The sequence below is a fragment of the Streptomyces sp. NPDC055013 genome (assembly GCF_053608645.1).
In genome coordinates this window covers 1-25,844 of the sequence record NZ_JBSGVW010000060.1, presented here as the reverse complement: position 1 = coordinate 25,844, position 25,844 = coordinate 1, and the positions used below count along the sequence as shown (strand labels likewise).

23 protein-coding genes are annotated in these 25,844 nt (G+C 70.1%); 19 read left to right on the top strand and 4 right to left on the bottom strand.

What is annotated here, in order from left to right:
* Positions 1-44 precede the first annotated feature (44 nt).
* From ACWGDB_RS40295 to thrS, 3 genes are all read left to right on the top strand, one after another.
* Positions 45-611: a DUF4365 domain-containing protein gene (locus tag ACWGDB_RS40295; RefSeq protein ID WP_453827021.1), complete on the top strand. Its 567-nt coding sequence runs from the start codon at positions 45-47 to the stop codon at positions 609-611.
* Positions 608-1,837 (top strand): hypothetical protein, encoded by a 1,230-nt coding sequence (locus ACWGDB_RS40290; protein WP_453827020.1) that lies wholly within the window; start codon positions 608-610, stop codon positions 1,835-1,837. Before ACWGDB_RS40295 ends, ACWGDB_RS40290 begins: the two co-directional genes overlap by 4 nt.
* A 121-nt stretch (positions 1,838-1,958) precedes the next feature.
* On the top strand, positions 1,959-3,935 hold the full coding sequence (thrS, locus tag ACWGDB_RS40285; protein ID WP_453827019.1) for a threonine--tRNA ligase: 1,977 nt from the start codon (positions 1,959-1,961) through the stop codon (positions 3,933-3,935).
* 34 nt (positions 3,936-3,969) lie between these two features.
* On the opposite strand, the gene ACWGDB_RS40280 is transcribed toward thrS, so the two are convergent.
* Entirely contained in the window at positions 3,970-4,629 is a 660-nt protein-coding gene (locus ACWGDB_RS40280; protein ID WP_453827018.1) for a potassium channel family protein, read from the bottom strand.
* A 78-nt stretch (positions 4,630-4,707) separates the two neighbouring features.
* On the opposite strand from ACWGDB_RS40280, the gene ACWGDB_RS40275 reads away from it, so the two are divergent.
* The gene (locus tag ACWGDB_RS40275; RefSeq protein WP_427841953.1) at positions 4,708-5,256 is read left to right on the top strand and encodes an HIT family protein; all 549 of its coding nucleotides are present in this window, start codon (positions 4,708-4,710) and stop codon (positions 5,254-5,256) included.
* Between the two features lie 124 nt (positions 5,257-5,380).
* On the opposite strand, the gene ACWGDB_RS40270 is transcribed toward ACWGDB_RS40275, so the two are convergent.
* Complete coding sequence (locus ACWGDB_RS40270) at positions 5,381-7,042, bottom strand: hypothetical protein (RefSeq protein WP_453827017.1); 1,662 nt, start codon at positions 7,040-7,042, stop codon at positions 5,381-5,383.
* A 181-nt stretch (positions 7,043-7,223) separates the two neighbouring features.
* Complete coding sequence (locus ACWGDB_RS40265; RefSeq protein ID WP_453827016.1) at positions 7,224-9,422, bottom strand: elongation factor G-like protein EF-G2; 2,199 nt, start codon at positions 9,420-9,422, stop codon at positions 7,224-7,226.
* 217 nt (positions 9,423-9,639) lie between these two features.
* Here ACWGDB_RS40265 and pgsA point away from each other — a divergent pair, with 217 nt between their 5' ends.
* The 4 genes from pgsA to ACWGDB_RS40245 all read left to right on the top strand — a co-directional run bounded on the left by pgsA (position 9,640) and on the right by ACWGDB_RS40245 (position 13,225).
* Positions 9,640-10,386 carry a phosphatidylinositol phosphate synthase gene (pgsA, locus tag ACWGDB_RS40260; protein ID WP_453827030.1) on the top strand — a complete coding sequence of 249 codons (747 nt, stop codon included), beginning with the start codon at positions 9,640-9,642 and terminating at the stop codon, positions 10,384-10,386.
* Positions 10,383-11,309, top strand: a complete 927-nt coding sequence (locus ACWGDB_RS40255; RefSeq protein WP_453827015.1) for a phosphatidylinositol mannoside acyltransferase — start codon at positions 10,383-10,385, stop codon at positions 11,307-11,309. The genes pgsA and ACWGDB_RS40255 overlap by 4 nt, the downstream gene beginning before the upstream one ends.
* Positions 11,306-12,484, top strand: coding sequence for a glycosyltransferase family 4 protein (locus ACWGDB_RS40250; protein ID WP_453827014.1), 1,179 nt, complete (start codon positions 11,306-11,308; stop codon positions 12,482-12,484). The genes ACWGDB_RS40255 and ACWGDB_RS40250 overlap by 4 nt, the downstream gene beginning before the upstream one ends.
* 198 nt (positions 12,485-12,682) lie before the next feature.
* Positions 12,683-13,225, top strand: a complete 543-nt coding sequence (locus ACWGDB_RS40245; protein ID WP_383607861.1) for a LemA family protein — start codon at positions 12,683-12,685, stop codon at positions 13,223-13,225.
* On the opposite strand, the gene ACWGDB_RS40240 is transcribed toward ACWGDB_RS40245, so the two are convergent.
* Entirely contained in the window at positions 13,222-13,656 is a 435-nt protein-coding gene (locus ACWGDB_RS40240; protein ID WP_453827013.1) for a VOC family protein, read from the bottom strand. The two genes, ACWGDB_RS40245 and ACWGDB_RS40240, sit on opposite strands and share 4 nt — an antisense overlap.
* Positions 13,657-13,860: 204 nt before the next feature.
* Here ACWGDB_RS40240 and pdxS point away from each other — a divergent pair, with 204 nt between their 5' ends.
* From pdxS to relA, 11 genes are all read left to right on the top strand, one after another.
* Positions 13,861-14,709 (top strand): pyridoxal 5'-phosphate synthase lyase subunit PdxS, encoded by an 849-nt coding sequence (pdxS, locus tag ACWGDB_RS40235; protein ID WP_389448062.1) that lies wholly within the window; start codon positions 13,861-13,863, stop codon positions 14,707-14,709.
* 12 nt (positions 14,710-14,721) lie between these two features.
* Positions 14,722-15,330, top strand: a complete 609-nt coding sequence (gene pdxT, locus ACWGDB_RS40230) for a pyridoxal 5'-phosphate synthase glutaminase subunit PdxT (RefSeq protein ID WP_453827012.1) — start codon at positions 14,722-14,724, stop codon at positions 15,328-15,330.
* Between the two features lie 48 nt (positions 15,331-15,378).
* Positions 15,379-16,131, top strand: a complete 753-nt coding sequence (locus ACWGDB_RS40225; RefSeq protein ID WP_427841961.1) for a YebC/PmpR family DNA-binding transcriptional regulator — start codon at positions 15,379-15,381, stop codon at positions 16,129-16,131.
* Positions 16,132-16,334: 203 nt separating this feature from the next.
* On the top strand, positions 16,335-16,874 hold the full coding sequence (gene ruvC, locus ACWGDB_RS40220; protein ID WP_093908929.1) for a crossover junction endodeoxyribonuclease RuvC: 540 nt from the start codon (positions 16,335-16,337) through the stop codon (positions 16,872-16,874).
* Positions 16,871-17,476 (top strand): Holliday junction branch migration protein RuvA, encoded by a 606-nt coding sequence (gene ruvA, locus ACWGDB_RS40215; protein WP_328882876.1) that lies wholly within the window; start codon positions 16,871-16,873, stop codon positions 17,474-17,476. Before ruvC ends, ruvA begins: the two co-directional genes overlap by 4 nt.
* A 100-nt stretch (positions 17,477-17,576) precedes the next feature.
* Entirely contained in the window at positions 17,577-18,647 is a 1,071-nt protein-coding gene (ruvB, locus tag ACWGDB_RS40210; RefSeq protein WP_453827011.1) for a Holliday junction branch migration DNA helicase RuvB, read from the top strand.
* Between the two features lie 175 nt (positions 18,648-18,822).
* Positions 18,823-19,332 (top strand): preprotein translocase subunit YajC, encoded by a 510-nt coding sequence (gene yajC, locus ACWGDB_RS40205; RefSeq protein ID WP_453827010.1) that lies wholly within the window; start codon positions 18,823-18,825, stop codon positions 19,330-19,332.
* Positions 19,333-19,466: 134 nt separating this feature from the next.
* Positions 19,467-21,227 carry a protein translocase subunit SecD gene (secD, locus tag ACWGDB_RS40200; RefSeq protein ID WP_453827009.1) on the top strand — a complete coding sequence of 587 codons (1,761 nt, stop codon included), beginning with the start codon at positions 19,467-19,469 and terminating at the stop codon, positions 21,225-21,227.
* A 2-nt stretch (positions 21,228-21,229) separates the two neighbouring features.
* Positions 21,230-22,354 (top strand): protein translocase subunit SecF, encoded by a 1,125-nt coding sequence (gene secF, locus ACWGDB_RS40195; protein WP_453827029.1) that lies wholly within the window; start codon positions 21,230-21,232, stop codon positions 22,352-22,354.
* On the top strand, positions 22,351-22,890 hold the full coding sequence (locus ACWGDB_RS40190) for an adenine phosphoribosyltransferase (protein ID WP_453827008.1): 540 nt from the start codon (positions 22,351-22,353) through the stop codon (positions 22,888-22,890). The genes secF and ACWGDB_RS40190 overlap by 4 nt, the downstream gene beginning before the upstream one ends.
* 360 nt (positions 22,891-23,250) lie before the next feature.
* Positions 23,251-25,785 carry a GTP pyrophosphokinase gene (relA, locus tag ACWGDB_RS40185; protein WP_453827007.1) on the top strand — a complete coding sequence of 845 codons (2,535 nt, stop codon included), beginning with the start codon at positions 23,251-23,253 and terminating at the stop codon, positions 25,783-25,785.
* Positions 25,786-25,844: the final 59 nt, after the last annotated feature.

Below are 25,844 nucleotides of genomic sequence, written 5' to 3'. Positions count from 1 at the left end.
GCGGCCCGCTACGGGGATTCACTTTGCTTGGAAGGCTGTTGGTCATGGCGATAGCGCAGCCCGAGCGGGGCGGGCTGCTGCCCGAACTCACGGGCCCCCGTCGCGGTTCACTCGCCACCACCGCCTGCATGGAGACACTGCAGGTGGGTTATCTGCACGCCGTCGCGGCGGCGGCCGGGTGTTCGCTGTCGCAGCCCTTTCCGGACAACGGCATCGACTGGCACGTCAGCCACAGCGCGCCCGGCCACACGGTCGACGACGAGGTCACCATAAAGGTGCAGCTCAAAGCCACCTACCAGATCGCGCCGAACCCTCCCGGCCGCTTCTTCTCCTTCACGCTCGACAACGACCACCTGGCGAAGCTCGCCCGCACCCCGGTCTCGGTGCACAAGATCCTCGTCGTGATGCTCGTTCCGCGCACCCAGGACGACTGGCTGCGTGCCAGTCACGACCGGCTCGACCTGCGGCACTGCTGCTACTGGGTCAACCTCGCCGGCCACGCGATCACCGGCCGGCGCCGCACCACCGTGCGGATACCGACCTCACGCATCTTCGACGACCGGGCCCTCTGCGAGATCATGACGCGGGTCGGTACGGGAGGCAGACCATGACACACCGCCCCCTGGAGGAGCCGGTACGGCCAGTCAGGCCGCACCCGGTCCACGCGTCCTGGGACCGTCCCCCAGAGCCCGGCGACGTGGACCCCGCCGTGCTCAGCGCCCTGCTGCACCGGCACGGCTGGCAGCGGCGCGGAGGAGCGGCGGGACGCTACGGCCGCTGGACCCCGCCGGGACCGGGCGGCAACGGCACGAGCCTGCTCGTCCCCGAGTCCCGCGCCTTCCCCGACAGCGACGACCTGCTCGGCGAGGCGCTCGACGCGCTCGTCCGCAGCGGCACGCCCGCCGCGCGCGAGGTGCTCGTCGGGCTCGCCGTGCCCAGCGACGAGGTCCGCTGGTGGCGGGACGCGCCGAGCGGCCCGGCCGGGGCCGCGCCCTGGACCGTCGAGGAGGAACTGCGCACCGCCGCCCGCCAGATGCTCCTCGCCGCGGCGCTCGCCACGCGCGCGCGTGCCGGCTACTACGGCGCCCGGCACCGCCGCTCGGCCGCCGCGATGCTGGAGAGCGTCTTCGTCGCCTCCCCGGCCGGCGGCGGCCACCTCGCCGCTTTCGTGCCCGTCGGCGCGGGCCGTCCGCTCGCCGTACGTCTCCACCAGGCCCTGTACGCCGCCCGCGAGGCCATCGACTACCAGCGGGCCACCGGCGGCATGGACGCCTTCGACGGCGCCGTCGAGGCCGGCGTCAGCCGCGAGCTCACCGAAGCCCTGATCGCCCTCGTCCGCGGTACGGAGGGGGCCCGCATCGCCGTCGAGTGGGCGCCCGCGACCGGGGTGCCCCAGGACTGCGCGGGCGGAGTCGAGCCGGTCGAGTTCTCGCCGGGCGACCTGCCCGTGCTGCGTGAGGCCGGGGCCCGCTACCTGCGCGCGGAACCCTCGGTGCCGGTCCGGATCACGGGCGCGGTCGTACGGATGCGCCGGTCGGGAACGCGCGGCGAGGGCACCGTACGGCTGCGCGTCATCGCGGGCGCCGAGATACCGCACATCCGGCTGACCCTGGACGAGGAGTCGTACCGCATCGCCGGGCACGCCCACCTGGTCGGGCTGCCGGTGCGGGTGCACGGGCGCCTGGAGAGCCGAGGCGGCTTCCGCAAGATCACCGGGGCCTCCGACGTCGTACCCGTACAGGTGGACGAGGCCGAACGGGACCGGCTGATGAAGTCCCTCCAGGAGGACCTGGACTTCTTCGAGGAGGCCTGCGGCGGGGAGGACGCCGGGGACTGAGGGATGCCCGCCCGGGACTGAAGGTGACCGTTTCGCGGTCGGCCCTCCGGGGTCGGTACGATCGCGTAATGCGCGCGCTCCTGGTATGGCGCCGCATTCCACCTTCAGTCAGGAGAGACCGGTGTCAGACGTCCGTGTGATCATCCAACGCGATTCCGAGCGGGAAGAACGCGTGGTGACGACGGGCACTACGGCGGCCGACCTCTTCGCCGGCGAGCGCTCGATCATCGCCGCGCGCGTGGGCGGCGAGCTCAAGGACCTGTCGTACGTGCTCGCCGACGGCGAGGAGGTCGAGGGCGTCGAGATCTCCTCCGAGGACGGTCTGAACATCCTGCGCCACTCCACCGCGCACGTGCTGGCGCAGGCGGTGCAGGAGCTCTTCCCCGAGGCCAAGCTGGGCATCGGCCCGCCGGTCAAGGACGGCTTCTACTACGACTTCGACGTCGAGAAGCCGTTCACGCCCGAGGATCTCAAGGCCATCGAGAAGAAGATGCAGGAGATCCAGAAGCGCGGGCAGAAGTTCGCCCGTCGCGTTGTCACCGACGAGGCCGCCCGCGAGGAGCTCGCCGCCGAGCCCTACAAGCTGGAGCTGATCGGCCTCAAGGGCTCCGCCTCCTCCGACGACGGCGCGGACGTCGAGGTCGGCGCCGGTGAGCTGACGATCTACGACAACCTGGACGCGAAGACCGGCGACCTGTGCTGGAAGGACCTCTGCCGCGGTCCCCACCTGCCGTCGACCCGCGCGATCCCGGCGTTCAAACTGATGCGCAATGCGGCCGCCTACTGGCGCGGCAGCGAGAAGAACCCGATGCTCCAGCGCATCTACGGCACCGCCTGGCCGACCAAGGACGAGCTCAAGGGTTACCTCGATTTCCTCGCCGAGGCCGAGAAGCGCGACCACCGCAAGCTGGGCAACGAACTCGACCTGTTCTCGATCCCCGAGCAGATCGGCTCCGGCCTCGCGGTCTTCCACCCCAAGGGCGGCATCGTCCGCCGCGTGATGGAGGACTACTCGCGCCGCCGCCACGAGGAAGAGGGCTACGAGTTCGTCTACACCCCGCACGCGACGAAGGGGAAGCTCTTCGAGACGTCCGGGCACCTGGACTGGTACGCCGAGGGCATGTACCCGCCCATGCAGCTCGACGAGGGCGTGGACTACTACCTCAAGCCCATGAACTGCCCGATGCACAACCTGATCTTCGACGCGCGCGGCCGTTCCTACCGTGAACTGCCGCTGCGCCTCTTCGAGTTCGGGACCGTGTACCGGTACGAGAAGTCGGGTGTCGTGCACGGCCTCACCCGCGCGCGTGGCTTCACGCAGGACGACGCGCACATCTACTGCACCCGTGAGCAGATGTCGGAGGAGCTCGACAAGACGCTCACCTTCGTCCTCGGCCTGCTGCGCGACTACGGCCTGACCGACTTCTACCTGGAGCTGTCCACCAAGGACCCGGAGAAGTTCGTCGGCTCGGACGAGGTCTGGGAGGAGGCGACCGAGACGCTGCGCCAGGTCGCCGAGAAGCAGGGGCTGCCCCTGGTCCCGGACCCGGGTGGCGCCGCCTTCTACGGGCCCAAGATCTCCGTCCAGACCAAGGACGCGATCGGCCGCACCTGGCAGATGTCGACCATCCAGCTCGACTTCAACCTGCCGGAGCGCTTCGACCTGGAGTACACCGGTCCGGACGGTGCGAAGCAGCGCCCGGTCATGATCCACCGCGCGCTGTTCGGCTCGATCGAGCGGTTCTTCGCGGTTCTCCTGGAGCACTACGCGGGCGCCTTCCCGGCGTGGCTGGCCCCGGTCCAGGCCCTCGGTATCCCGATCGGCGACGGGCACGTCGACTATCTGGCGAAGTTCGCCGCGGCGGCCAAGAAGAAGGGCCTGCGGGTCGAGGTCGACTCCTCCTCGGACCGGATGCAGAAGAAGATCCGCAACGCCCAGAAGCAGAAGGTGCCCTTCATGGTCATCGCGGGCGACGAGGACATGGCCAACAACGCCGTCTCCTTCCGCTACCGCGACGGCTCGCAGGAGAACGGCATCCCGTTCGACGAGGCCATCGCGAAGATCGCGCAGGTCGTCGAGGAGCGGGCGCAGGTCTGATCCGGCCGGCCACGATCACGAGGCCCCCGGGAGCTCAGCTCTCCGGGGGCCTCGTGTCGCTCTCGCGCGAGAAGATCTGCAGCAGCCAGGAGGAGAACGATCCCGTCACCGCGCCGAGCAGGGCCAGCCCGCCGGCCATCATCGCGATCGCGATCGACCGGCCACGCGTGGTCACCGGGGTGATGTCGCCGTATCCGACCGTGGTGAGGGTCGCCGCGGCCCACCACAGCGCGTCCCCGAACGTCCGCATGGTGGCGCCCGGCGCTCCGCGTTCGGCCTGGTAGACCGCCAGGGAACCGGCGAAGCCGAGCAGTAGCGTCGCCAAGCTCGCGTAGGCGATCACGCGGGCGTGCAGGGAGAGCCGGGGTTCTCCCTGCCGGTGCTGGATGACGTCGTAGAGCGGAACGATCCGCAGCGGCCGCAGCAGCGGCAGGACGACCACCACGGTGTGCAGGAAGTGGGTCCTGGCGAAGCGCAGGAAGCGCCCCCCGAAGAGCCGCCAGCGCACGGCGTAGTCCACGGCGAACAGCAGCCAGAGCGCGATCATCGTGTAAAGGCACACGTCCTTCCAGAAGGACGGCATGCTCACCGCGAGGACACGGGCGGCATAGGCGGCCAGGAAGACCAGCGACGCCAAGAACAACGGAATCTCGGTGCGCTGCTCCCAGCGGGTGTAAGGGCTGTCGTCGTCCACTGGGCCAGCTTGGCCGGTGGCCGCCCTCCCGTCGCCCCGGCGACACGCCACAAACGGACGACGCAATATGCTGCACGCATGACGAGTGAGCCGGAGCAGCAGTGGGGAGTGGGGATCCAGGACGCGTTCCAGCGCCTGTGGACGCCCCATCGGATGGCCTACATCCAGGGTGAGAACAAGCCGACCGGTCCCGGCGCGGACGACGGCTGCCCCTTCTGCTCGATCCCGGCCAAATCCGACGAGGACGGGCTGGTCGTCAAGCGCGGCGAGCAGGTGTACGCGGTCCTCAACCTGTACCCGTACAACGGCGGCCACCTGATGGTCGTGCCCTACCGCCACGTCGCCGACTACACCGACCTCACCGAGCCGGAGACCGTCGAGCTGGCCGCCCTGACCAAGCAGGCGATGACGGCCCTGCGGACCGCTTCCGGGGCCCACGGCTTCAACATCGGCATGAACCAGGGCACGGTGGCCGGCGCCGGCATCGCGGCCCACCTCCACCAGCACATCGTCCCGCGCTGGGGCGGCGACACGAACTTCATGCCGGTGGTGGGCCACACGCGGGTGCTGCCACAGCTACTGGCGGACACCCGGAAGATGCTGGCGGAGGCCTGGCCGGCGGTGTGACGCCGGCGACGTCAACCAGCCCGTCCGGCGTTTGAGGACGAGGCCGTTCAGGCCGAAGGGGGTCTGGGGGCGCAGCCCCCAGGGCAGTCACCCAGACCCACCTCGCGGCTCAACCGCCGGAGGCCTACGCGTCGTAGACGTCGGCCTTCCGCGGCATCGGATCCTGCACCGCCGAGCTCAGGAACGCCGACCGCGAACCGAACTTGTCGGTGTCCACGCCGTTCTCGTCGAGCACCTTGATCGCCGCGGCATGCACCACCCGCAGCACCGGCGTGGCCGCGCGCAGCGCGTCGTCGGCCATGAACCGGTGCCGCCACGGCTGGTCCGCCCAGGCGTGCCGCAGCCCGAACGGCTCGGGCAGCCCCATCGTCCCGCCGAGCCAGTTCAGCAGCGGCGGATACCAGGAGATCGGGGCCCGCACCGCCAGCCGCACCACCTCGTCGGGGTTGACCAGCGGAAGCTTCACCTTGCGGGTCTCCCACGGCTTGAACGACTTGGTGACCTCCTTGGTCGGCGCCTCGGGCTTCTCCTGGAAGAGTCCGTTCACCGGACCGAGGGCATGACCGGTCACCTCGATGCGCAACGTCTCGTGCAGGACGGTCACCGTGATCAGCATGGTGATGATCAACTGCCCGTCCCAGAGCGTCCACTGGACGCCCAGGTAGTGCCGGTCACCGCTGCCGAACTGCTGCTTGTTGCAGATGTCCTGTATCGCGTGCGTCCTGACCTGGTACGCCTCGACGTCCGTGCCCTCCGGACGGGACACCGCCTTCGCGCCCTCCGCGATCGGCGTGACGACCCAGTGCCGTATCGAAGGCTTGGGGAAACCACCGGTGTTCAGCGGACCGCGCTCCAGCATGCGCAGCTGGTCGTGGATCGAGCGGATGACGTCCCAGCTGCGGAACGGGTGGATCTCCCGCGTGGAGTCCGCGGCCACCAGGTCCTCCGCCAGCTGCCAGCTGCCCCAGCGGGTGCCCATGCCGAGTATCCCCTTGGGCCCGGCGTAGAACACGGAGTTGGACTGCTGCTCGGCGCTCAGCTTGGCCAGTGACTGGCGTAGCTGCTCGGCCTGGGTCTCGGTGGGGCTGGTCGGCACCGCCTCCGGCACCTTCGCGCCGACGCTGCTGCCGGCCAGCAGGCTGTCCCAGCGCTCCCGCAGATCCCTCGCGGTGCGCTCGCAGACCTGCTTGGCCCAGAACCAGCCGACCACGGGCATGAGGACCGAGGCTCGCGCATACCAGGCCCAGAAGCCGGTGAACGGCATGCGCAGCAGGAAGAGCACGGCGAGCGCGCCGACCGCCACGAGCAGCACGGAGGCGAGGGCGCCGCCGCGCTTCTCGTCCCGCTTGACGATGGTGGTGCGCAGCGTGAAGACCAGCAGCCACACCAAAAGGCCGGGCAGGAACAGCACACCGCAGATCACGGTGATGGCGCTGAGCATCCGGTCCCGCGCCTTGCGGATGTTGTTCGCGGCCAGACAGTGCTCGACGACGACCTGCGGCTCGGTGCCGAAGGACTGGATCAGGGGCTTGCGGCCGCTGCCGAGCATGCGGTCGACCACGGCCCGCGAGAAGGCCTCACCGAGGTTGGGACGGAAGATCCTCGCCCAGCCGCGGCCCGCCTTGATGTCGGTCTTGTGCCACTCGTTGTCGGCCTTTTTGATGTCCTCGTACGGATTGTCCCGATAGGCCGCCGAGGCCAGTGCGAACGTCGCCGTCTGGCCCTCACCTGCCGTGCGCGGCACCTGCGGACCGAAGATGTCCGCGTAACCGCTCTCAACGGTCATTCCCGCCCCCGATCGCCGCAGTGTCGCCTCTGCGGCCTTCCCGACTTCCCTGCTTCGCACACCTGTTGATCAATGATCAGCGTATCCTCCGCCACTGACATTCGTCGGCGGACGGCCGAAGCCGCCCGCCGACGCGGAGGGGAGCGTTCCGCACAGGCCACTTGGTGGCGCCGGGCGCCAACTACGAGGCGGCGCGCGCCTCTTCACGAATCCTTTCCGCGATCTGCGCCGGCATCGGTTCGTGCCGCGCGTACGCACGGTTGAAGCGTGCGGTGCCGTGCGACAGCGAGCGGAGATCGACGGCGTACCGCCCGATCTCGATCTCGGGCACCTCGGCCCTGATGAGGGTGCGGCTGCCGTTGGTCTGCTCGGTGCCGAGGACACGGCCGCGCCGCCCGGACAGGTCGCTCATCACGGCGCCGACGTAGTCGTCACCGACCAGGACGGACACCTCGGCCACCGGCTCCAGCAGATGGATCTTCGCGTCGGCCGCGGCCTCGCGCAGCGCGAGCGCGCCGGCCGTCTGGAACGCGGCGTCGGAGGAGTCCACCGAGTGCGCCTTGCCGTCGAGCAGCGTGATCCGGACGTCGACGAGCGGGTGGCCGGCCGCAACTCCCTTGGCCGCCTGGGCCCTTACGCCTTTCTCCACCGAGGGGATGAACTGCCGCGGCACCGCGCCGCCGACGACCTTGTCCACGAACTCGATTCCCGAACCGCCCGGCAGGGGCTCCACCTCGATCTCGCAGATCGCGTACTGCCCGTGCCCGCCGGACTGCTTCACATGCCGGCCGCGGCCCGCCGACTTGCCCGCGAACGTCTCCCGCAGGGAGACCATGTGCGGTACGACGTCGACCTGGACGCCGTAGCGGTTGCGCAGCCGTTCGAGTGCGACGTCCGCGTGCGCCTCGCCCAGACACCACAGCACGACCTGGTGGGTGGCCTGGTTCTGTTCCAGTCGCATGGTCGGGTCCTCGGCGACCAGCCGGGACAGGCCCTGCGAGAGTTTGTCCTCATCCGCCTTGCTGTGTGCCTGGATGGCGAGCGGCAGCAGCGGGTCGGGCATCTGCCAGGGCTCCATCAGGAGCGGATCGTCCTTGGCCGACAGCGTGTCGCCGGTCTCCGCGCGGCTCAGCTTCGCCACGCACGCGAGGTCACCGGCGATGCAGTGGCTGAGCGTGCGCTGCTGCTTGCCGAACGGCGCCGACAGGGCGCCGATGCGCTCGTCGACGTCGTGGTCCTCGTGGCCGCGGTCCTCCAGGCCGTGCCCGGAGACGTGCACCGTCTCGTCGGGGCGCAGGGTGCCGGAGAAGACCCGTACCAGCGAGATCCGGCCGACGTACGGGTCGGACGCGGTCTTCACGACCTCCGCGACCAGCGGCCCGTCCGGATCGCACACCTTCAGCGCGCGCGGTTTGCCGCCGACCGTGGTGACCGCGGGCGCCTCCCGCTCCAGCGGGGTCGGGAACCCGCGCGTGATCAGCTCCAGCACCTCGATGGTGCCGAGCCCCTGCCGGCCACCGTCGGTCGCGGGCGCCGCGGGCAGGACGGGATGGAAGGCACCGCGCGCGACGGCCCGTTCCAGGTCCTCGATCAGCGTCTTGACGTCGACCTGCTCGCCGCCGAGATACCGGTCCATCAGGGTCTCGTCCTCCGACTCGGAGATGATCCCCTCGATCAGCCGGTTGCGGGCCTCCTCGATCTGCGGCAACTGGTCCTCGCCCGGCTCGGACTCCTTGCGCTCTCCGGAGGCGTAGTCGAACAGCTGCTGCGACAGCAGCCCGATCAGCCCGGTCACGGGCGCGTGCCCGTCGGGTGCCTGCGGGCCGTGCAGCGGCAGATACAGCGGGAGCACGGCGTCGGGGTCCTCCCCGCCGAAGGCCTCCGCGCAGATCCGCGTCATCTCCTCGTAGTCGGCCCGCGCGGACTCCAGGTGCGTGACGACGATCGCGCGCGGCATGCCGACGGCCGCGCACTCCTCCCACACCATGCGGGTCGAGCCGTCCACACCGTCCGAGGCCGAGACGACGAAAAGGGCCGCGTCCGCCGCTCGCAGACCGGCCCTGAGTTCCCCGACGAAGTCGGCGTATCCGGGGGTGTCCAGAAGGTTGACCTTGATGCCGTCCCATTCGACCGGCACCAGGGAGAGCTGTACCGAGCGTTGCTGCCGGTGCTCGATCTCGTCGTAGTCCGAGACGGTGCCGCCGTCCTCGACGCGGCCCGCCCGGTTCACCGCCCCCGCTGTGAGCGCGAGGGCTTCCACCAAGGTGGTCTTGCCCGATCCGGAGTGGCCGACCAATACCACATTCCGTACGGACGCGGGGTGGTCGGCCGCTGTAGCCCTGCCGGCGGCTCCGGGGTGTGCGTTCGCCTTGTCGCCCATGATCCTGCCTCCCGTGCACGGTGAGGTCACTGTGGGCGCGGACATACCTTTCCGCGTGCGAGGCGGCTCCGGTGACGCCCGCGGTCCTTCGAGCTTTCCACTCCCGTCACGGTGCGTCCATACGGCGGACGCGATCGCGCCACCCGGCACCGGTGGACCTGCCCGCCGGACCCGGGTACGAGTGCCCGGCGGTCGCACTCACGCGCGCGTGACTACGATGGGCCAGCCGGTGGCCAGCAGGGGCCGCGGCGCCACACCGACCCTCGGGAAGGCCATGCTGAACAAGTACGCGCGTGCTTTCTTCACGCGTGTTCTCACACCGTTCGCCGCGTTTTTGATCCGGCGGGGCGTCAGCCCGGACACGGTCACGCTCATCGGCACCGCCGGTGTGGTCGCGGGCGCGCTGGTCTTCTACCCCATGGGCGAGTTCTTCTGGGGCACGGTCGTGATCACGCTCTTCGTGTTCTCCGACCTCGTCGACGGCAACATGGCCCGCCAGCTCGGCCGCTCCAGCCGCTGGGGTGCCTTCCTGGACTCCACGCTCGACCGGGTCGCCGACGGTGCGATCTTCGGCGGCTTCATCCTCTGGTACGCCGGTGGGGGCGACGACCTCGTCCTGTGCGCCGTCTCGATCTTCTGCCTGGCCAGCGGCCAGGTGGTGTCGTACACCAAGGCGCGCGGCGAGTCGATCGGACTGCCGGTCGCCGTCAACGGTCTCGTCGAGCGCGCCGAGCGCCTGGTGATCTCGCTGGTCGCGGCCGGCTTGGCGGGCCTGCACGAGTTCGGGGTACCCGGCATCCAGTACCTGCTGCCCGTCGCCCTGTGGATCGTCGCCGTCGGCAGCCTCGTCACGCTGATCCAGCGGGTCGTCACCGTCCGCCGCGAATCCGCCGAGGCGGAGGCCGCCGCGGACACGCAGGACAAGCCGCAGGGAGCCTCCCAAGGGAGCGAGGCCGCGAAGTGAGCGCCCAGGACCGCCTCACGGACGCGCTGTACGGACTCGGCTGGGGCACCGTCAAGAAGCTCCCCGAGCCGGTGGCGGCACGGCTCGGCCGCACCATCGCCGACCTCGTCTGGAAGCAGCGGGGCAAGGGCGTCCAGCGGCTGGAGAGCAACTACGCGCGCGTGGTGCCCGACGCGACCCCCGAGCGCCTCGCCGAGCTCTCGCGCGCGGGCATGCGGTCGTACCTGCGCTACTGGATGGAGTCCTTCCGACTGCCCGCCTGGAGCGCCGAACGTATCGAGGGCGGCTTCGACGTCAAGGACGTCCACCACCTGACCGACGGCCTGGCCGCCGGCAAGGGCGTGATACTCGCGCTGCCGCATCTGGCCAACTGGGACCTCGCCGGCGCCTGGGTCACCACCAAGCTCGAGACGCCCTTCACGACGGTCGCCGAGCGCCTCAAGCCCGAGACGCTCTACGACCGCTTCGTCGCCTACCGCGAGGGCCTCGGCATGGAGGTCCTGCCGCACAGCGGCGGCACCGCCTTCGGCATGCTGGCCCGCAGGCTGCGCGACGGCGGCCTGGTCTGCCTGGTCGCCGACCGTGACCTGTCCGCGTCCGGCGTCGAGGTCGACTTCTTCGGCGACACGGCCCGGATGCCCGCCGGGCCGGCGCTGCTGGCCCAGCAGACCGGGGCACTCCTGCTGCCCGTCACGCTCTGGTACGACGACTCGCCCGTCATGCAGGGGCGGGTCCATCCCCCGATCGAGGTACCCGAGACAGGTACCCGGACCGAGAAGACGTCTGTCATGACACAGGCGCTGGCCGACGCCTTCGCCACGGGGATCGCCGAACATCCGGAGGACTGGCACATGCTCCAGCGCTTGTGGCTCGCCGACCTGGAACCACGACCGGCCGACGGCCCGGCAGGAGAGCGTCCGTGAGGATCGGCATCGTCTGCCCGTACTCCTGGGACGTCCCCGGCGGCGTCCAGTTCCACATCCGCGACCTCGCCGAGTACTTCATCCGGCTCGGCCACGAGGTGTCCGTCCTGGCCCCGGCCGACGACGACACCCCGCTCCCGCCGTACGCCGTCTCGGCCGGCCGCGCGGTGCCGGTCCCGTACAACGGCTCGGTCGCCCGCCTGAACTTCGGCTTCCTCTCGGCGGCCCGGGTGCGCCGCTGGCTGCACGACGGCGCTTTCGACGTCATCCACATCCACGAGCCGGCCTCGCCGTCCCTCGGCCTGCTGGCCTGCTGGGCGGCCCAGGGTCCGATCGTGGCGACCTTCCACACGTCCAACCCGCGCTCGCGGGCGATGATCGCCGCGTACGCCATCCTCCAGGCGGCCCTGGAGAAGATCAGCGCCCGGATCGCGGTGAGCGAGTACGCCCGGCGCACGCTGGTGGAACACCTCGGCGGCGACGCGGTCGTCATCCCCAACGGCGTCGATGTCGACTTCTTCGCCAAGGCCGAGCCCAACCCCGACTGGCAGGGCGACACGATCGGCTTCATCGGCCGCATCGACGAGCCCCGCAAGGGCCTGCCGGTCCTGATGAGGGCCCTGCCGAAGATCCTCGCCGCCCGCCCGCAGACCAGGCTCCTGGTGGCGGGCCGCGGCGACGAGGAGGAGGCGGTGGAGTCCCTGCCCGCCGAACTCCGCTCCCGCGTCGAGTTCCTCGGCATGATCAGCGACCAGGACAAGGCCCGCTTGCTGCGCAGCGTCGACCTGTACGTCGCTCCCAACACCGGCGGCGAGAGCTTCGGGATCATCCTGGTCGAGGCGATGTCGGCCGGCGCCCCCGTCCTCGCCTCGGACCTGGACGCCTTCGCCCAGGTCCTGGACCAGGGCGGGGCGGGCGAACTCTTCACCAACGAGGACGCGGACGCCCTGGCCGAGGCGGCGGTACGCCTCCTGGAGGACCCGGTCCGCCGGGCCGAGCTCCGCAAGCGGGGGAGCGTGCACGTGCGCCGCTTCGACTGGTCGACCGTGGGGGCGGACATCCTGTCGGTGTACGAGACGGTGACGGCGGGCGCGGCGGCGGTGGCCGCGGACGAGCGGACCGGGAGCGGTGGGGCCGGCGGGCTGCGGGCTCGGTTGGGATTGGCGCGGGACTGAGGGCGCGAGTGAGCGCCGAGTGTTCCAGGCTCCGGTCCCGGGCATTCCAGCCCGTCCGGCGTTTGAGGACGAGGCCCTTCACGGCCGAAGCGGGGGTCCGGGGGCGGCAGCCCCCGGCGACGGTCGCGCCGACACCCCGCACCGACACCGACGCCCCGCACGACACCCTGCTCAACCGGCGGAGCTAGTGTGCCGCCCGTGACCGCAACTCTGATCTGGATCCTCGTAGTCCTCGTGGCGATCGGCCTCTACCTGAGCTGGACGGCAGGTCGCCTGGACCGGCTGCACGCCAGGATCGACGCGGCCCGCGCCGCCCTCGACGCGCAGCTGCTGCGCCGCGCCTCGGTGGCCCAGGAACTGGCCACCTCCGGTGTGCTGGATCCGGCCGCGTCGATCGTCCTGTACGAGGCCGCACATGCCGCCCGGCAGGCCGAGGAGGAGCAGCGGGAGGTCGCCGAGAGCGAGCTGAGCCAGGCGCTGCGAGCCGTGTTCGCCGAGCCCCCGCAGGTGGAGGCCGTGAGGGAGGCGCCCGGGGGCGAGGAAGCGGCCCGCGAGCTGACGGAGGCGGTCCGCCGGGTACCGATGGCCCGCCGCTTCCACAACGACGCCGTACGGGCGGCCAGGGCGCTGCGGCGCCACCGCAAGGTCCGCCTGTTCCGCCTGGCGGGCCACGCCCCGTTCCCGCTGGCCTTCGAGATGGACGACGAGCCCCCGGTGGCCCTGGCGGACCGGCCGGCCTAGGACGCGCCGAAGTCGGGGATCGTGAGGGAACCGTCGGCGGCGAGGGGGAACCCCGGGTTGTGCGCGATCTCCCACGCATGGCCGTCGGGGTCGACGAAGGCGCCGGAGTAGAAGCCGACGGCATTGGTGGCCGCGGGCTTGGTGACGGTCGCCCCCGCCCGTTCCGCGGCCACGAGCAGCTCGTCGACCTCGGCGTCGGAGCGCACGTTGTGGGCCAGGGCGATCCCGCCGAAGCCGCCTGCCGTGCCGTCGGTCAGCCCGCAGTCCAGCGCCAGCTTGTCGCGGCCCCACAGCACCAGGGCCAGCCCGCCCGCCTGGAAGAAGACGGTCTCCTCGACCTCCTGGCCCCGCCAGCCCAGGGCCTCGTAGAAGGCCCGGGAGCGCGCCACATCGGAGACTCCCAGCGTGACCAGGCTGATGCGCTGTTCCATGGCATGGACACTAACGCGGCACGGTCAGGGCGGCGCCTCGGCAGGCAAAACGATCCACCGCCTCACCATTGGCCCTTGAAGTGGCCCGTACACCTCACGTTTCCTCGATGCTTGCAGTAACCCTCTTTCACACAGCGAGGTCAACCCGTGTCCATCTCCGAAAACCAGGCCCCCGAGACCGGCACCGCACGCGTGAAGCGCGGCATGGCCGAGCAGCTCAAGGGCGGCGTGATCATGGACGTCGTCACGCCGGAGCAGGCGAAGATCGCCGAGGACGCGGGCGCCGTCGCCGTCATGGCCCTCGAGCGGGTCCCCGCCGACATCCGCAAGGACGGCGGCGTGGCCCGGATGTCCGACCCGGACATGATCGAGGGCATCATCGACGCCGTCTCGATCCCGGTCATGGCCAAGTCCCGCATCGGCCACTTCGTCGAGGCCCAGGTCCTGCAGTCCCTCGGCGTCGACTACATCGACGAGTCCGAGGTCCTCACCCCGGCCGACGAGGTCAACCACTCCGACAAGTTCGCCTTCACCACGCCCTTCGTCTGTGGTGCCACCAACCTCGGTGAGGCCCTGCGCCGCATCGCCGAGGGCGCGGCCATGATCCGCTCCAAGGGCGAGGCCGGCACCGGCAACGTCGTCGAGGCCGTCCGCCACCTGCGCCAGATCAAGAACGAGATCGCCAAGCTGCGCGGCTTCGACAACAACGAGCTGTACGCCGCCGCCAAGGACCTGCGCGCCCCGTACGAGCTGGTCAAGGAAGTCTCCGAGCTCGGCAAGCTCCCGGTGGTGCTGTTCTCCGCCGGTGGCGTGGCCACCCCGGCCGACGCCGCGCTGATGCGCCAGCTCGGCGCCGAGGGCGTCTTTGTCGGCTCCGGCATCTTCAAGTCGGGCGACCCGGCCAAGCGCGCCGCCGCGATCGTCAAGGCGACCACCTTCTTCGACGACCCGAAGATCATCGCGGACGCGTCCCGCAACCTCGGCGAGGCCATGGTCGGCATCAACTGCGACACCCTCCCCGAGGCCGAGCGCTACGCCAACCGCGGCTGGTAAGGCACCCATCCCATGAGCAACACCCCCGTCATAGGCGTCCTGGCCCTGCAGGGCGACGTACGGGAGCACCTCATCGCCCTGGCCGCGGCAGACGCCGTGGCCAGGCCGGTGCGGCGCCCCGAAGAGCTCGCCGAGGTGGACGGCCTCGTCATCCCCGGCGGCGAGTCCACGACCATCTCGAAGCTGGCCGTCCTCTTCGGCGTGATGGAGCCCCTACGCGCGCGTGTGCGAGGCGGCATGCCCGTCTACGGCACCTGCGCCGGCATGATCATGCTCGCCGACAAGATCCTCGACCCGCGCTCCGGACAGGAGACGATCGGCGGCATCGACATGATCGTGCGCCGCAACGCCTTCGGACGGCAGAACGAGTCCTTCGAAGCGGCGGTCGACGTCCAGGGCATCGCGGGCGCTCCTGTGGAGGGCGTCTTCATCCGCGCCCCCTGGGTCGAGTCCGTCGGCGCCGAGGCCGAAGTCCTCGCCGAGCACGACGGCCACATCGTCGCGGTCCGCCAGGGCAACGCGCTCGCCACGTCGTTCCACCCGGAACTGACCGGAGACCACCGCGTGCACGGCCTTTTCGTCGACATGGTGCGCGCGAACCGGACAGCCGAGTCCTTGTAGGATCTCTGGCGTTCGTTCATAGATGGGTTACGCGAAGGAGACAGGCAGATGTCCGGCCACTCTAAATGGGCTACGACGAAGCACAAGAAGGCCGTGATCGACGCCAAGCGCGGCAAGCTCTTCGCGAAGCTGATCAAGAACATCGAGGTCGCGGCCCGCATGGGTGGCGTTGACATCGAGGGCAACCCGACGCTGTACGACGCCATCCAGAAGGCGAAGAAGCAGTCGGTTCCGAACAAGAACATCGACTCCGCGGTCAAGCGTGGCGGCGGTCTCGAGGCCGGTGGCGCCGACTACGAGACGATCATGTACGAGGGCTACGGCCCGAACGGCGTCGCCGTGCTCATCGAGTGCCTCACCGACAACCGCAACCGCGCCGCCTCCGACGTCCGCGTCGCCATGACCCGCAACGGCGGCAACATGGCCGACCCGGGCTCGGTGTCGTACATGTTCAGCCGCAAGGGCGTCGTCATCGTCCCCAAGGGCGAGCTGTCCGAGGACGACGTCCTCACCGCCGTCCTGGACGCCGGCGCCGAGGAGGTCAACGACCTCGGTGAGTCCTTCGAGGTCATCAGCGAGGCCACCGACCTGGTCGCGGTCCGCACCGCCCTTCAGGAGGCCGGCATCGACTACGACTCCGCCGACTCCAGCTTCGTGCCCTCCGTCCAGGTCGAGCTGGACGAGGAGGGCGCCAAGAAGATCTTCAAGCTGATCGACGCGCTCGAGGACAGCGACGACGTGCAGAACGTCTTCGCCAACTTCGATGTCAGCGACGAGATCATGGAGAAGGTCGACGCATAACGCTGCCGCGAGCTGAGCGGTTTCGAGCGGGCCGGTGGGACACAACCCATCGGCCCGCCGCTCTTGTCGGTGGCAGCGGATAGCCTGGCGAGAGTCAAAGATCGCCGTCTACGGGCCGCAACCGTCAATTGAGGAACCCCGACGGCGCCCAGCCAGGCCCGCGAGAGCGGCGGCGGTTTAGCCGCAAAGAGGGGAGGGGCGCGGTGCGCGTACTGGGGGTGGACCCGGGGCTGACCCGATGCGGAGTCGGCGTGGTCGAGGGCGTCGCCGGACGCCCGCTCACCATGCTCGGCGTCGGCGTCGTACGGACGCCCGCGGACGCCGAGTTGGGACACCGCCTCGTCGCCATCGAGCAGGGCATCGAGCAGTGGCTGGACGAGCACCGGCCCGAATTCGTCGCCGTAGAGCGGGTGTTCAGCCAGCACAACGTCCGTACGGTGATGGGCACCGCCCAGGCCAGCGCCGTCGCCATGCTCTGCGCCGCCCGCCGCGGCATCCCCGTCGCGCTGCACACCCCCAGCGAGGTCAAGGCCGCCGTCACCGGCAGCGGCCGCGCCGACAAGGCCCAGGTCGGTGCCATGGTCACCCGCCTGCTGCGGCTCAGCGCCCCGCCCAAGCCCGCCGACGCCGCCGACGCCCTCGCGCTCGCCATCTGCCACATCTGGCGCGCCCCAGCGCAGAACCGACTCCAGCAGGCCGTCGCCCTGCACACAGCCAAAGCACCGAAAGGCCGTACGGCATGATCGCCTTCGTCAGTGGCACAGTGGCCGCACTCGCTCCGGACGCCGCGGTCGTCGAGGTGGGCGGAGTCGGCATGGCCGTCCAGTGCACGCCGAACACCCTGTCCACCCTGCGTCTCGGCAAGCCCGCAAAGCTGCACACCTCGCTGGTGGTCCGCGAGGACTCCCTCACGCTGTACGGCTTCGCGGACGACGACGAACGGCAGACGTTCGAGCTGCTCCAGACCGCGAGCGGAGTGGGCCCGCGCCTGGCCCAGGCGATGCTGGCGGTGCACTCGCCCGACGCGCTGCGCCGAGCCGTCGCGACCGCCGACGAGAAGTCACTCACCGCCGTCCCCGGCATCGGCAAGAAGGGCGCCCAGAAGCTGCTTCTGGAGTTGAAGGACCGCCTGGGCGAGCCCATCGGCGCGCCTGCGGTGGGCGCCCCCGTCACCCAGGGCTGGCGCGACCAGCTGCACGCCGCCCTGATCGGCCTCGGGTACGCGACGCGTGAGGCGGACGAGGCGGTCGCCGCGGTGGCTCCGCAGGCCGAGGCCGCCGAGGGCACGCCCCAGGTGGGGCAGCTGCTGAAGGCCGCGCTTCAGACCCTGAACAGAGCCCGCTGAATCGAGCGATGCCCCGGAAGGGCCCGAAGGCGCCGCTCCGGGGACGCCCTGATCCTCGTACGATCCACCCGACCGCGACCGCGACCGCGAGGCACACTCCATGAACTGGGACGACACCACCGACACCCCCGCCCCCGAGCGGCTCGTCGGTGCGTCCGCCGACCGTGAGGACCAGGCCGTAGAGGCCGCGCTGCGCCCGAAGGACCTGGACGAGTTCATCGGCCAGGAGAAGGTCCGCGAACAGCTCGACCTCGTGCTGCGCGCCGCGCGCGCGCGGGGCGCCACCGCCGACCACGTGCTGCTCTCCGGCGCCCCCGGCCTCGGCAAGACCACCCTCTCGATGATCATCGCGGCCGAGATGGGCGCTCCCATCCGCATCACCAGCGGCCCCGCCATCCAGCACGCCGGCGATCTCGCCGCGATCCTCTCCTCCCTGCAGGAGGGCGAGGTCCTCTTCCTCGACGAGATCCACCGCATGTCCCGGCCCGCCGAGGAGATGCTGTACATGGCGATGGAGGACTTCCGCGTCGACGTCATCGTCGGCAAGGGGCCGGGTGCCACCGCCATCCCGCTGGAGCTGCCCCCGTTCACCCTGGTCGGCGCCACCACGCGCGCGGGCCTGCTGCCGCCCCCGCTGCGCGACCGCTTCGGCTTCACCGCGCACATGGAGTTCTACGAGCCCGTCGAGCTGGAGCGCGTCATCCACCGCTCGGCCAACCTCCTCGAGGTGGAGATCGAGGCCGACGGCGCCGCCGAGATCGCCGGCCGCTCCCGCGGCACGCCCCGTATCGCCAACCGCCTGCTGCGCCGGGTCCGCGACTACGCCCAGGTCAAGGCCGACGGGATCATCACGAGGGACATCGCCGCAGCCGCCCTCGCCGTGTACGAGGTCGACGAGCGCGGGCTGGACCGCCTCGACCGCGGCGTCCTGGAGGCCCTGCTGAAGCTGTTCGGCGGCGGCCCGGTCGGCCTGTCCACGCTCGCCGTCGCGGTGGGGGAGGAGCGCGAGACGGTCGAGGAGGTCGCCGAACCCTTCCTCGTACGGGAGGGCCTGCTCGCCCGCACTCCGCGCGGCCGGGTCGCCACCCCGGCGGCATGGGCGCATCTCGGCCTCACCCCGCCGGGCTCGCACACTGGGGGAAACGGACAACAGGACCTGTTCGGGACGTGACGGCCCGGTCACGGCGAGCACAGTGGCCGGAGCAGGAACCCCAGTGCCATGCTGAGCGTTGTTCCATGCGCGGAGACTCGCTTAGACTCCGCCGATGCCGCCTATGTCGGCGGCACACATACCCCCAACCATCAGGCCGCTCACCATCGCGGTCGTGTGAAGGAAGTTCCGACCCGTGAGTCTCGTGACCCTCCTCCCGTTCATCGTGCTCATCGGGGCCATGTTCCTGATGACCCGGTCGGCCAAGAAGAAGCAGCAGCAGGCCGCCAACATGCGGAACCAGATGCAGCCCGGATCCGGTGTCCGCACCATCGGTGGGATGTACGCCACCGTCAAGGAGGTCAGCGAAGACACGGTCCTCGTTGACGCCGGCCCGGGCGTGGAGCTTCTCTTCGCCAAGAACGCGATCGGTGCCGTCCTCTCCGACGACGAGTACAACCGCATCGTGCACGGCATCGAGCACGACCTGAAGTCCGACGTAGTCCCGGACGACGCCTCCTCCCTCACCGAGGCCGACGAGCCCGCCGCTGCCGCCGCCTCCGACGAGAAGTCCGTCGACCTTGGTAAGAAGGACGCGAAGGACGAGGTCAAGGACGAGGTCGAGGAGCCGTCCGACGCCGTGGCCGCCGAGGCGAAGTCGGACGACGAGCCGAAGAAGTCCGAGGGCGACACCGACGCGAAGTAGCCATGCTCCGGGGCGCGCGGGCCACGCCTGCGCGCCCCCGGGCATGCTGAGCTCGCACACGGGATCCCGACACCATGTCATGGCCGCCCGCCTGTTGATCCGGAGCGAGGCGGCCCGAGAGGGAGTACGAGAAGGTGGCAGCACCTAAGAAGGGCCGGAACGCGAGCGCCCAGAGCAAGCCAGGGCGCTCGCTGGCCCTCATCCTGATCGCCATCGCGGCGCTCACCGGAGGGATGTTCGCCTCGGGGCACACCACTCCGCGACTCGGTATCGACCTGGCCGGCGGCACGAGCATCACGCTTCGCGCGGTTGCCGAGCCCGGCCAGGAATCCGCGATCAACAAGACCAACATGGACACCGCGGTCGAGATCATGGAGCGCCGCGTCAATGGTCTTGGTGTCTCGGAGTCCGAGGTGCAGACCCAGGGCAACAAGAACATCATCGTCAACATCCCCAAGGGCACGAACTCCAAGGAAGCCCGGGCCCAGGTAGGCACCACCGCCAAGCTGTACTTCCGGCCGGTCGTCGCCACGGAGGTGTCGGGTGGCGGTGTGACCCCCACCCCCTCACCGAGCGCCTCCAGCAGCGCCTCGGGTGACTCCACCGAAAAGGCGACCTCCTCGGCCTCCCCCTCCGGGTCCACCAGCCCCTCGGCGAGCTCCACCACGCAGGGCCGCGCGGTCACCGACGCCCTGAAGGCCGACCCGACGCCGTCCACGAGTGCCTCCTCCAGCGGCTCCCCCTCCGCGAGCAGCACCCCCTCCGGCGACGCCTCGACCAGCAAGCTCGAAGCGCAGTACGCCGCGCTGGACTGCTCGAAGAAGGCGGCCCGCGCCAAGGCCGGTGACGGCGCCAAGCCCACCGACCCCACCGTCGCCTGCGGTCAGAACTCGCAGGGCCAGTGGCAGAAGTACATCCTCGGCCCCGCCGAGGTCGACGGCACGGACGTCAAGAGCGCCCAGGCCGTCTTCCAGACGACGACCGGCGCCGGCTGGACCGTGAACATGAAGTTCACGGGTGAGGGCAGCAAGAAGTTCGCCGCCACCACCGGCAAGCTGGCCAAGAACCAGTCCCCGCAGAACCAGTTCGCCATCGTGCTGGACGGTGAGGTCGTCTCCGACCCGTTCGTCCAAGAAGCCCTGACGGGTGGCAGCGCCGAGATCTCCGGCAACTTCAACCAGGAATCGGCGCAGAGCCTCGCCAACATGCTGTCGTACGGCGCCCTGCCGCTGTCCTTCCAGGAGGACAGCGTCACCACGGTGACCGCCGCGCTCGGCGGTGAGCAGCTGAAGGCCGGTCTGATCGCCGGTGCGATCGGTCTCGCCCTGGTCGTCATCTACCTGCTGGTCTACTACCGCGGCCTGTCGCTGATCGCGATCCTCTCGCTGCTGATCTCCGCGGCCCTGACCTACACGATCATGTCGCTGCTCGGCCCGACCATCGGCTTCGCGCTGAACCTGCCGGCCGTCTGCGGTGCCATCGTCGCCATCGGCATCACAGCGGACTCGTTCATCGTGTACTTCGAACGCGTCCGGGACGAGATCCGCGAGGGCCGCTCGCTGCGGCCCGCCGTCGAGCGTGCCTGGCCGCGCGCCCGGCGCACCATCCTGGTCTCCGACTTCGTGTCGTTCCTCGCCGCCGCGGTGCTCTTCATCGTCACCGTCGGCAAGGTCCAGGGCTTCGCGTTCACGCTCGGCCTGACCACCCTGCTCGACGTGGTCGTCGTGTTCCTGTTCACCAAGCCGCTGCTGACGCTCATGGCCCGCAGCAAGTTCTTCTCCAGTGGCCACAGCTGGTCCGGTCTCGACCCCAAGCGACTGGGCGCCAAGCCGCCGCTGCGCCGTAACCGCCGTCCCGCCCACCCCGCCGGCCCTGTCGACCCGAAGGAGGCGTGAGTATGTCGAAGCTCGGCAACCTCGGCGCCCGACTGCACCGTGGCGAGGTCGGCTACGACTTCGTCGGCAACCGCAAGCTCTGGTACGGCCTCTCGATCCTGATCACCATCACGGCCATCGTCGGCCTGGCGGTGCGCGGCCTGAACATGGGCATCGAGTTCCAGGGCGGGGCCGTCTTCAACACCCCGAAGACCAGTGTCTCGGTGTCCCAGGCCCAGGAGTACGCGGAAGAGGCGTCCGGCCATGACGCGATCGTCCAGAAGCTCGGCGACGGCGACGAGGCCACGCTGCGCATCCAGGTCGCGGGCATCGACACCACGCAGGCCAACAAGGTCTCGGCGGAGCTGGCGGAGAAGCTCGGCGTCGAGGAGAGCGACGTCACCGGCGAGCTGGTCGGTCCCAGCTGGGGTGAGCAGATCGCCAACAAGGCCTGGCAGGGCCTCGGGATCTTCCTGGTCCTTGTGGTGATCTATCTGGCGATCGCGTTCGAGTGGCGCATGGCACTCGCGGCGTTCGTCGCGCTGATCCACGACATCACGATCACGGTCGGCATCTACGCCCTCGTCGGATTCGAGGTCACACCGGGCACGGTGATCGGTCTGCTGACGATCCTCGGTTACTCGCTCTACGACACGGTCGTCGTCTTCGACAGCCTCAAGGAGCAGACGAAGGACATCACGAAACAGACCCGCTGGACCTACAGCGACATCGCGAACCGCTCGATCAACAGCACCCTGGTCCGTTCCGTCAACACCACCGTGGTCGCGTTGCTGCCGGTGGCGGGCCTGCTGTTCATCGGTGGCGGGTTCCTCGGTGCGGGGATGCTCAACGACATCTCGCTGTCGCTGTTCGTGGGTCTCGCCGCCGGTGCGTACTCCTCGATCTTCATCGCCACGCCGCTCGTCGCCGACCTCAAGGAGCGCGAGCCGCAGATGAAGGCCCTGAGGAAGCGCGTCCTCGCCAAGCGGGCACAGTCCGCCGCGCAGGGTGAGTCCCCGGACGCCCCGGCCGGCGACGAGCTGCTGGACGACGAGCCCGAGGACGCCACCCCCGCGGTGGTCGGGCCGCGCAACCAGCCCTCGTCCCGCAACCGGGGCCGTGGCCGGCCCTCGGGGAAGCGGCGATGACGGACATCAAGGAGCTGCTGCTCAGCCGTATCCGCGACGTGGCGGACTACCCGGAGCCGGGCGTGATGTTCAAGGACATCACCCCGCTCCTGGCGGACCCGGCGGCGTTCACGGCGCTCACCGACGCGCTGGCCGAGATCGCGGGGAACACCGGTGCCACGAAGATCGTCGGCCTGGAGGCCCGCGGTTTCATCCTCGGAGCTCCGGTCGCCGTCCGCGCGGGCGTCGGCTTCATCCCCGTACGCAAGGCCGGCAAGCTCCCCGGAGCGACCCTCAGCCAGGCGTACGACCTGGAGTACGGCTCCGCGGAGATCGAGGTCCACGCCGAGGACCTGGCTGCCGGTGATCGTGTCCTCGTCATCGACGACGTGCTCGCGACGGGCGGCACCGCGGAGGCCTCGGTCCAGCTGATCCGCCGGGCCGGCGCCGAGGTGGCCGGCCTGGCCGTCCTCATGGAACTCGGCTTCCTCGGCGGCCGAGCCCGCCTGGAACCGGCCCTGGCAGGCGCTCCACTGGAGTCACTGCTGACGGTCTGATCCGAGGAACCTCCACAGCCGCACCGGATGCCGCGCACCTGCACGACAGGGGCGCGGCATCCGGTGTGCCGGGCCCGCGCAGCCGACCGCCCCCTGCCGGATGGCGTGAAACTCCCGCTGCCCGATGTATGCGGGTCGTGCAGGAGAGGCGTACGCGACGCCCGTGGCAGGCCTGCGCAACCCCCACGCCACCGTCCGGACACCGTCCTGACCGGCCCCGCGGAATCCTGCGGCGGCCTCTTGCGTTTCTCGGGTAGACGGTCCTCACATCCGGCTGCAGGCGATCCCGGGGCGCAGGATCGCTACCATGGGGTCTCCGGAGCCTGACCGGGGGACCCGGATCGCGCACGAGGAGCCCTCTTGCCAGACGAGGCCCAGCACCTGACCGCCGCCAAGCCCGAGTCCGCCTCGGCGCCCGCGGCGAAGCCCGCGCCGAACGCGTCACACGCGAAGAACGACGCGCGAGGGCCGGTCGAGCATGCCCAGTCCGCGCCCGTCGACAAGCCGGCCGAGCAGACGCGACCCAAGCCCGCCCCGCCCGAGCGCCCGGCACCGGCAGTGCGCCCGAACACCGGCCAGCCCGCCCGCACCGGCTCCTCCAACCGCGTCCGTGCCCGCCTCGCCCGTCTCGGCGTCCAGCGCTCCAACCCGTACAACCCGGTGCTGGAGCCGTTGCTGCGCATAGTGCGCAGCAACGACCCGAAGATCGAGACCGCCACGCTCCGCCAGATCGAGAAGGCCTACCAGGTCGCCGAGCGCTGGCACCGCGGCCAGAAGCGCAAGAGCGGCGACCCGTACATCACGCACCCTCTCGCCGTCACCACCATCCTCGCCGAGCTGGGTATGGATCCGGCCACCCTGATGGCGGGCCTGCTGCACGACACCGTCGAGGACACCGAGTACGGCCTCGACCAGCTCCGCCGTGACTTCGGCGACTCCGTCGCGCTGCTCGTCGACGGCGTCACCAAGCTCGACAAGGTCAAGTTCGGCGAGGCCGCGCAGGCCGAGACCGTGCGCAAGATGGTCGTGGCGATGGCCAAGGACCCCCGCGTCCTGGTCATCAAGCTCGCCGACCGCCTGCACAACATGCGCACCATGCGCTACCTCAAGCGCGAGAAGCAGGAGAAGAAGGCGCGCGAGACGCTCGAGATCTACGCGCCGCTCGCTCACCGCCTCGGCATGAACACCATCAAGTGGGAACTGGAGGACCTCGCCTTCGCGATCCTCTACCCCAAGATGTACGACGAGATCGTACGGCTGGTGGCCGAACGGGCACCGAAGCGTGACGAGTATCTGGCCATAGTGACCGACGAGGTCCAGCAGGACCTGCGGGCCGCCCGGATCAAGGCGACCGTCACCGGCCGCCCGAAGCACTACTACAGCGTCTACCAGAAGATGATCGTCCGCGGCCGTGACTTCGCGGAGATCTACGACCTGGTGGGGATTCGTGTACTTGTCGACACGGTCCGCGACTGTTACGCCGCCCTCGGCACCGTGCACGCGCGATGGAACCCGGTCCCGGGCCGGTTCAAGGACTACATCGCGATGCCCAAGTTCAACATGTACCAGTCGCTGCACACGACGGTCATCGGCCCCAACGGCAAGCCGGTCGAACTCCAGATCCGTACGTTCGACATGCACCGCCGCGCCGAGTACGGCATCGCCGCGCACTGGAAGTACAAGCAGGAAGCCGTCGCCGGCGCCTCCAAGGTGCGCTCCGACGCGCCCAAGTCGTCCGGCAAGGGCAAGGACGACCACCTCAACGACATGGCGTGGCTGCGCCAGCTCCTGGACTGGCAGAAGGAGACCGAGGACCCCGGCGAGTTCCTGGAGTCCCTGCGCTTCGACCTGTCCCGCAACGAGGTGTTCGTCTTCACTCCGAAGGGCGACGTCATAGCGCTCCCCGCGGGCGCCACCCCGGTCGACTTCGCGTACGCGGTCCACACCGAGGTCGGCCACCGCACCATAGGAGCGCGGGTCAACGGCAGGCTCGTACCGCTCGAATCCACCCTGGACAACGGCGACTTGGTGGAGGTCTTCACCTCCAAGGCACCCGGCGCGGGCCCCTCCCGCGACTGGCTCGGTTTCGTGAAGTCGCCGCGCGCCCGCAACAAGATCCGGGCCTGGTTCTCCAAGGAGCGCCGCGACGAGGCGATCGAGCAGGGCAAGGACTCCATCGTCCGCGCGATGCGCAAGCAGAACCTGCCGATCCAGCGCATCCTGACCGGCGACTCGCTCGTCACGCTCGCCCACGAGATGCGCTATGCGGACATCTCCGCGCTGTACGCGGCGATCGGCGAGGGCCATGTCTCCGCACAGAACATCGTGCAGAAGCTCGTCCAGGCCCTCGGCGGCGAGGAAGCCGCCACCGAGGAGATCGACGAGACGGTCCCGCCCGCCCGCGGCCGCAGCCGCAAGCGCCGCTCCAGCGCCGACCCGGGCGTGATCGTCAAGGGCGTCGAGGACGTGTGGGTCAAGCTGGCCCGCTGCTGTACGCCCGTACCCGGCGACCCGATCATCGGCTTCGTCACGCGCGGTAGCGGAGTATCGGTTCACCGCAGCGACTGCGTGAACGTGGAGTCACTGTCCCGCGAGCCCGAGCGCATCCTCGAGGTCGAGTGGGCGCCCACCCAGTCCTCGGTCTTCCTGGTCGCCATCCAGGTCGAGGCCCTGGACCGCTCCCGGCTCCTCTCGGACGTCACACGCGTCCTGTCCGACCAGCACGTCAACATCCTCTCCGCGGCCGTCCAGACCTCCCGCGACCGCGTCGCCACGTCCCGCTTCACCTTCGAGATGGGCGACCCGAAGCACCTCGGGCACGTCCTGAAGGCGGTCAGGGGCGTCGAGGGCGTCTACGACGTGTACCGGGTGACGTCGGCGCGCAACCGGTCGTAGACCGCCGTACAGGAACGAAGAAGGGGCTCCCCGCGGGGAGCCCCTTCTTCGTTCCTGTA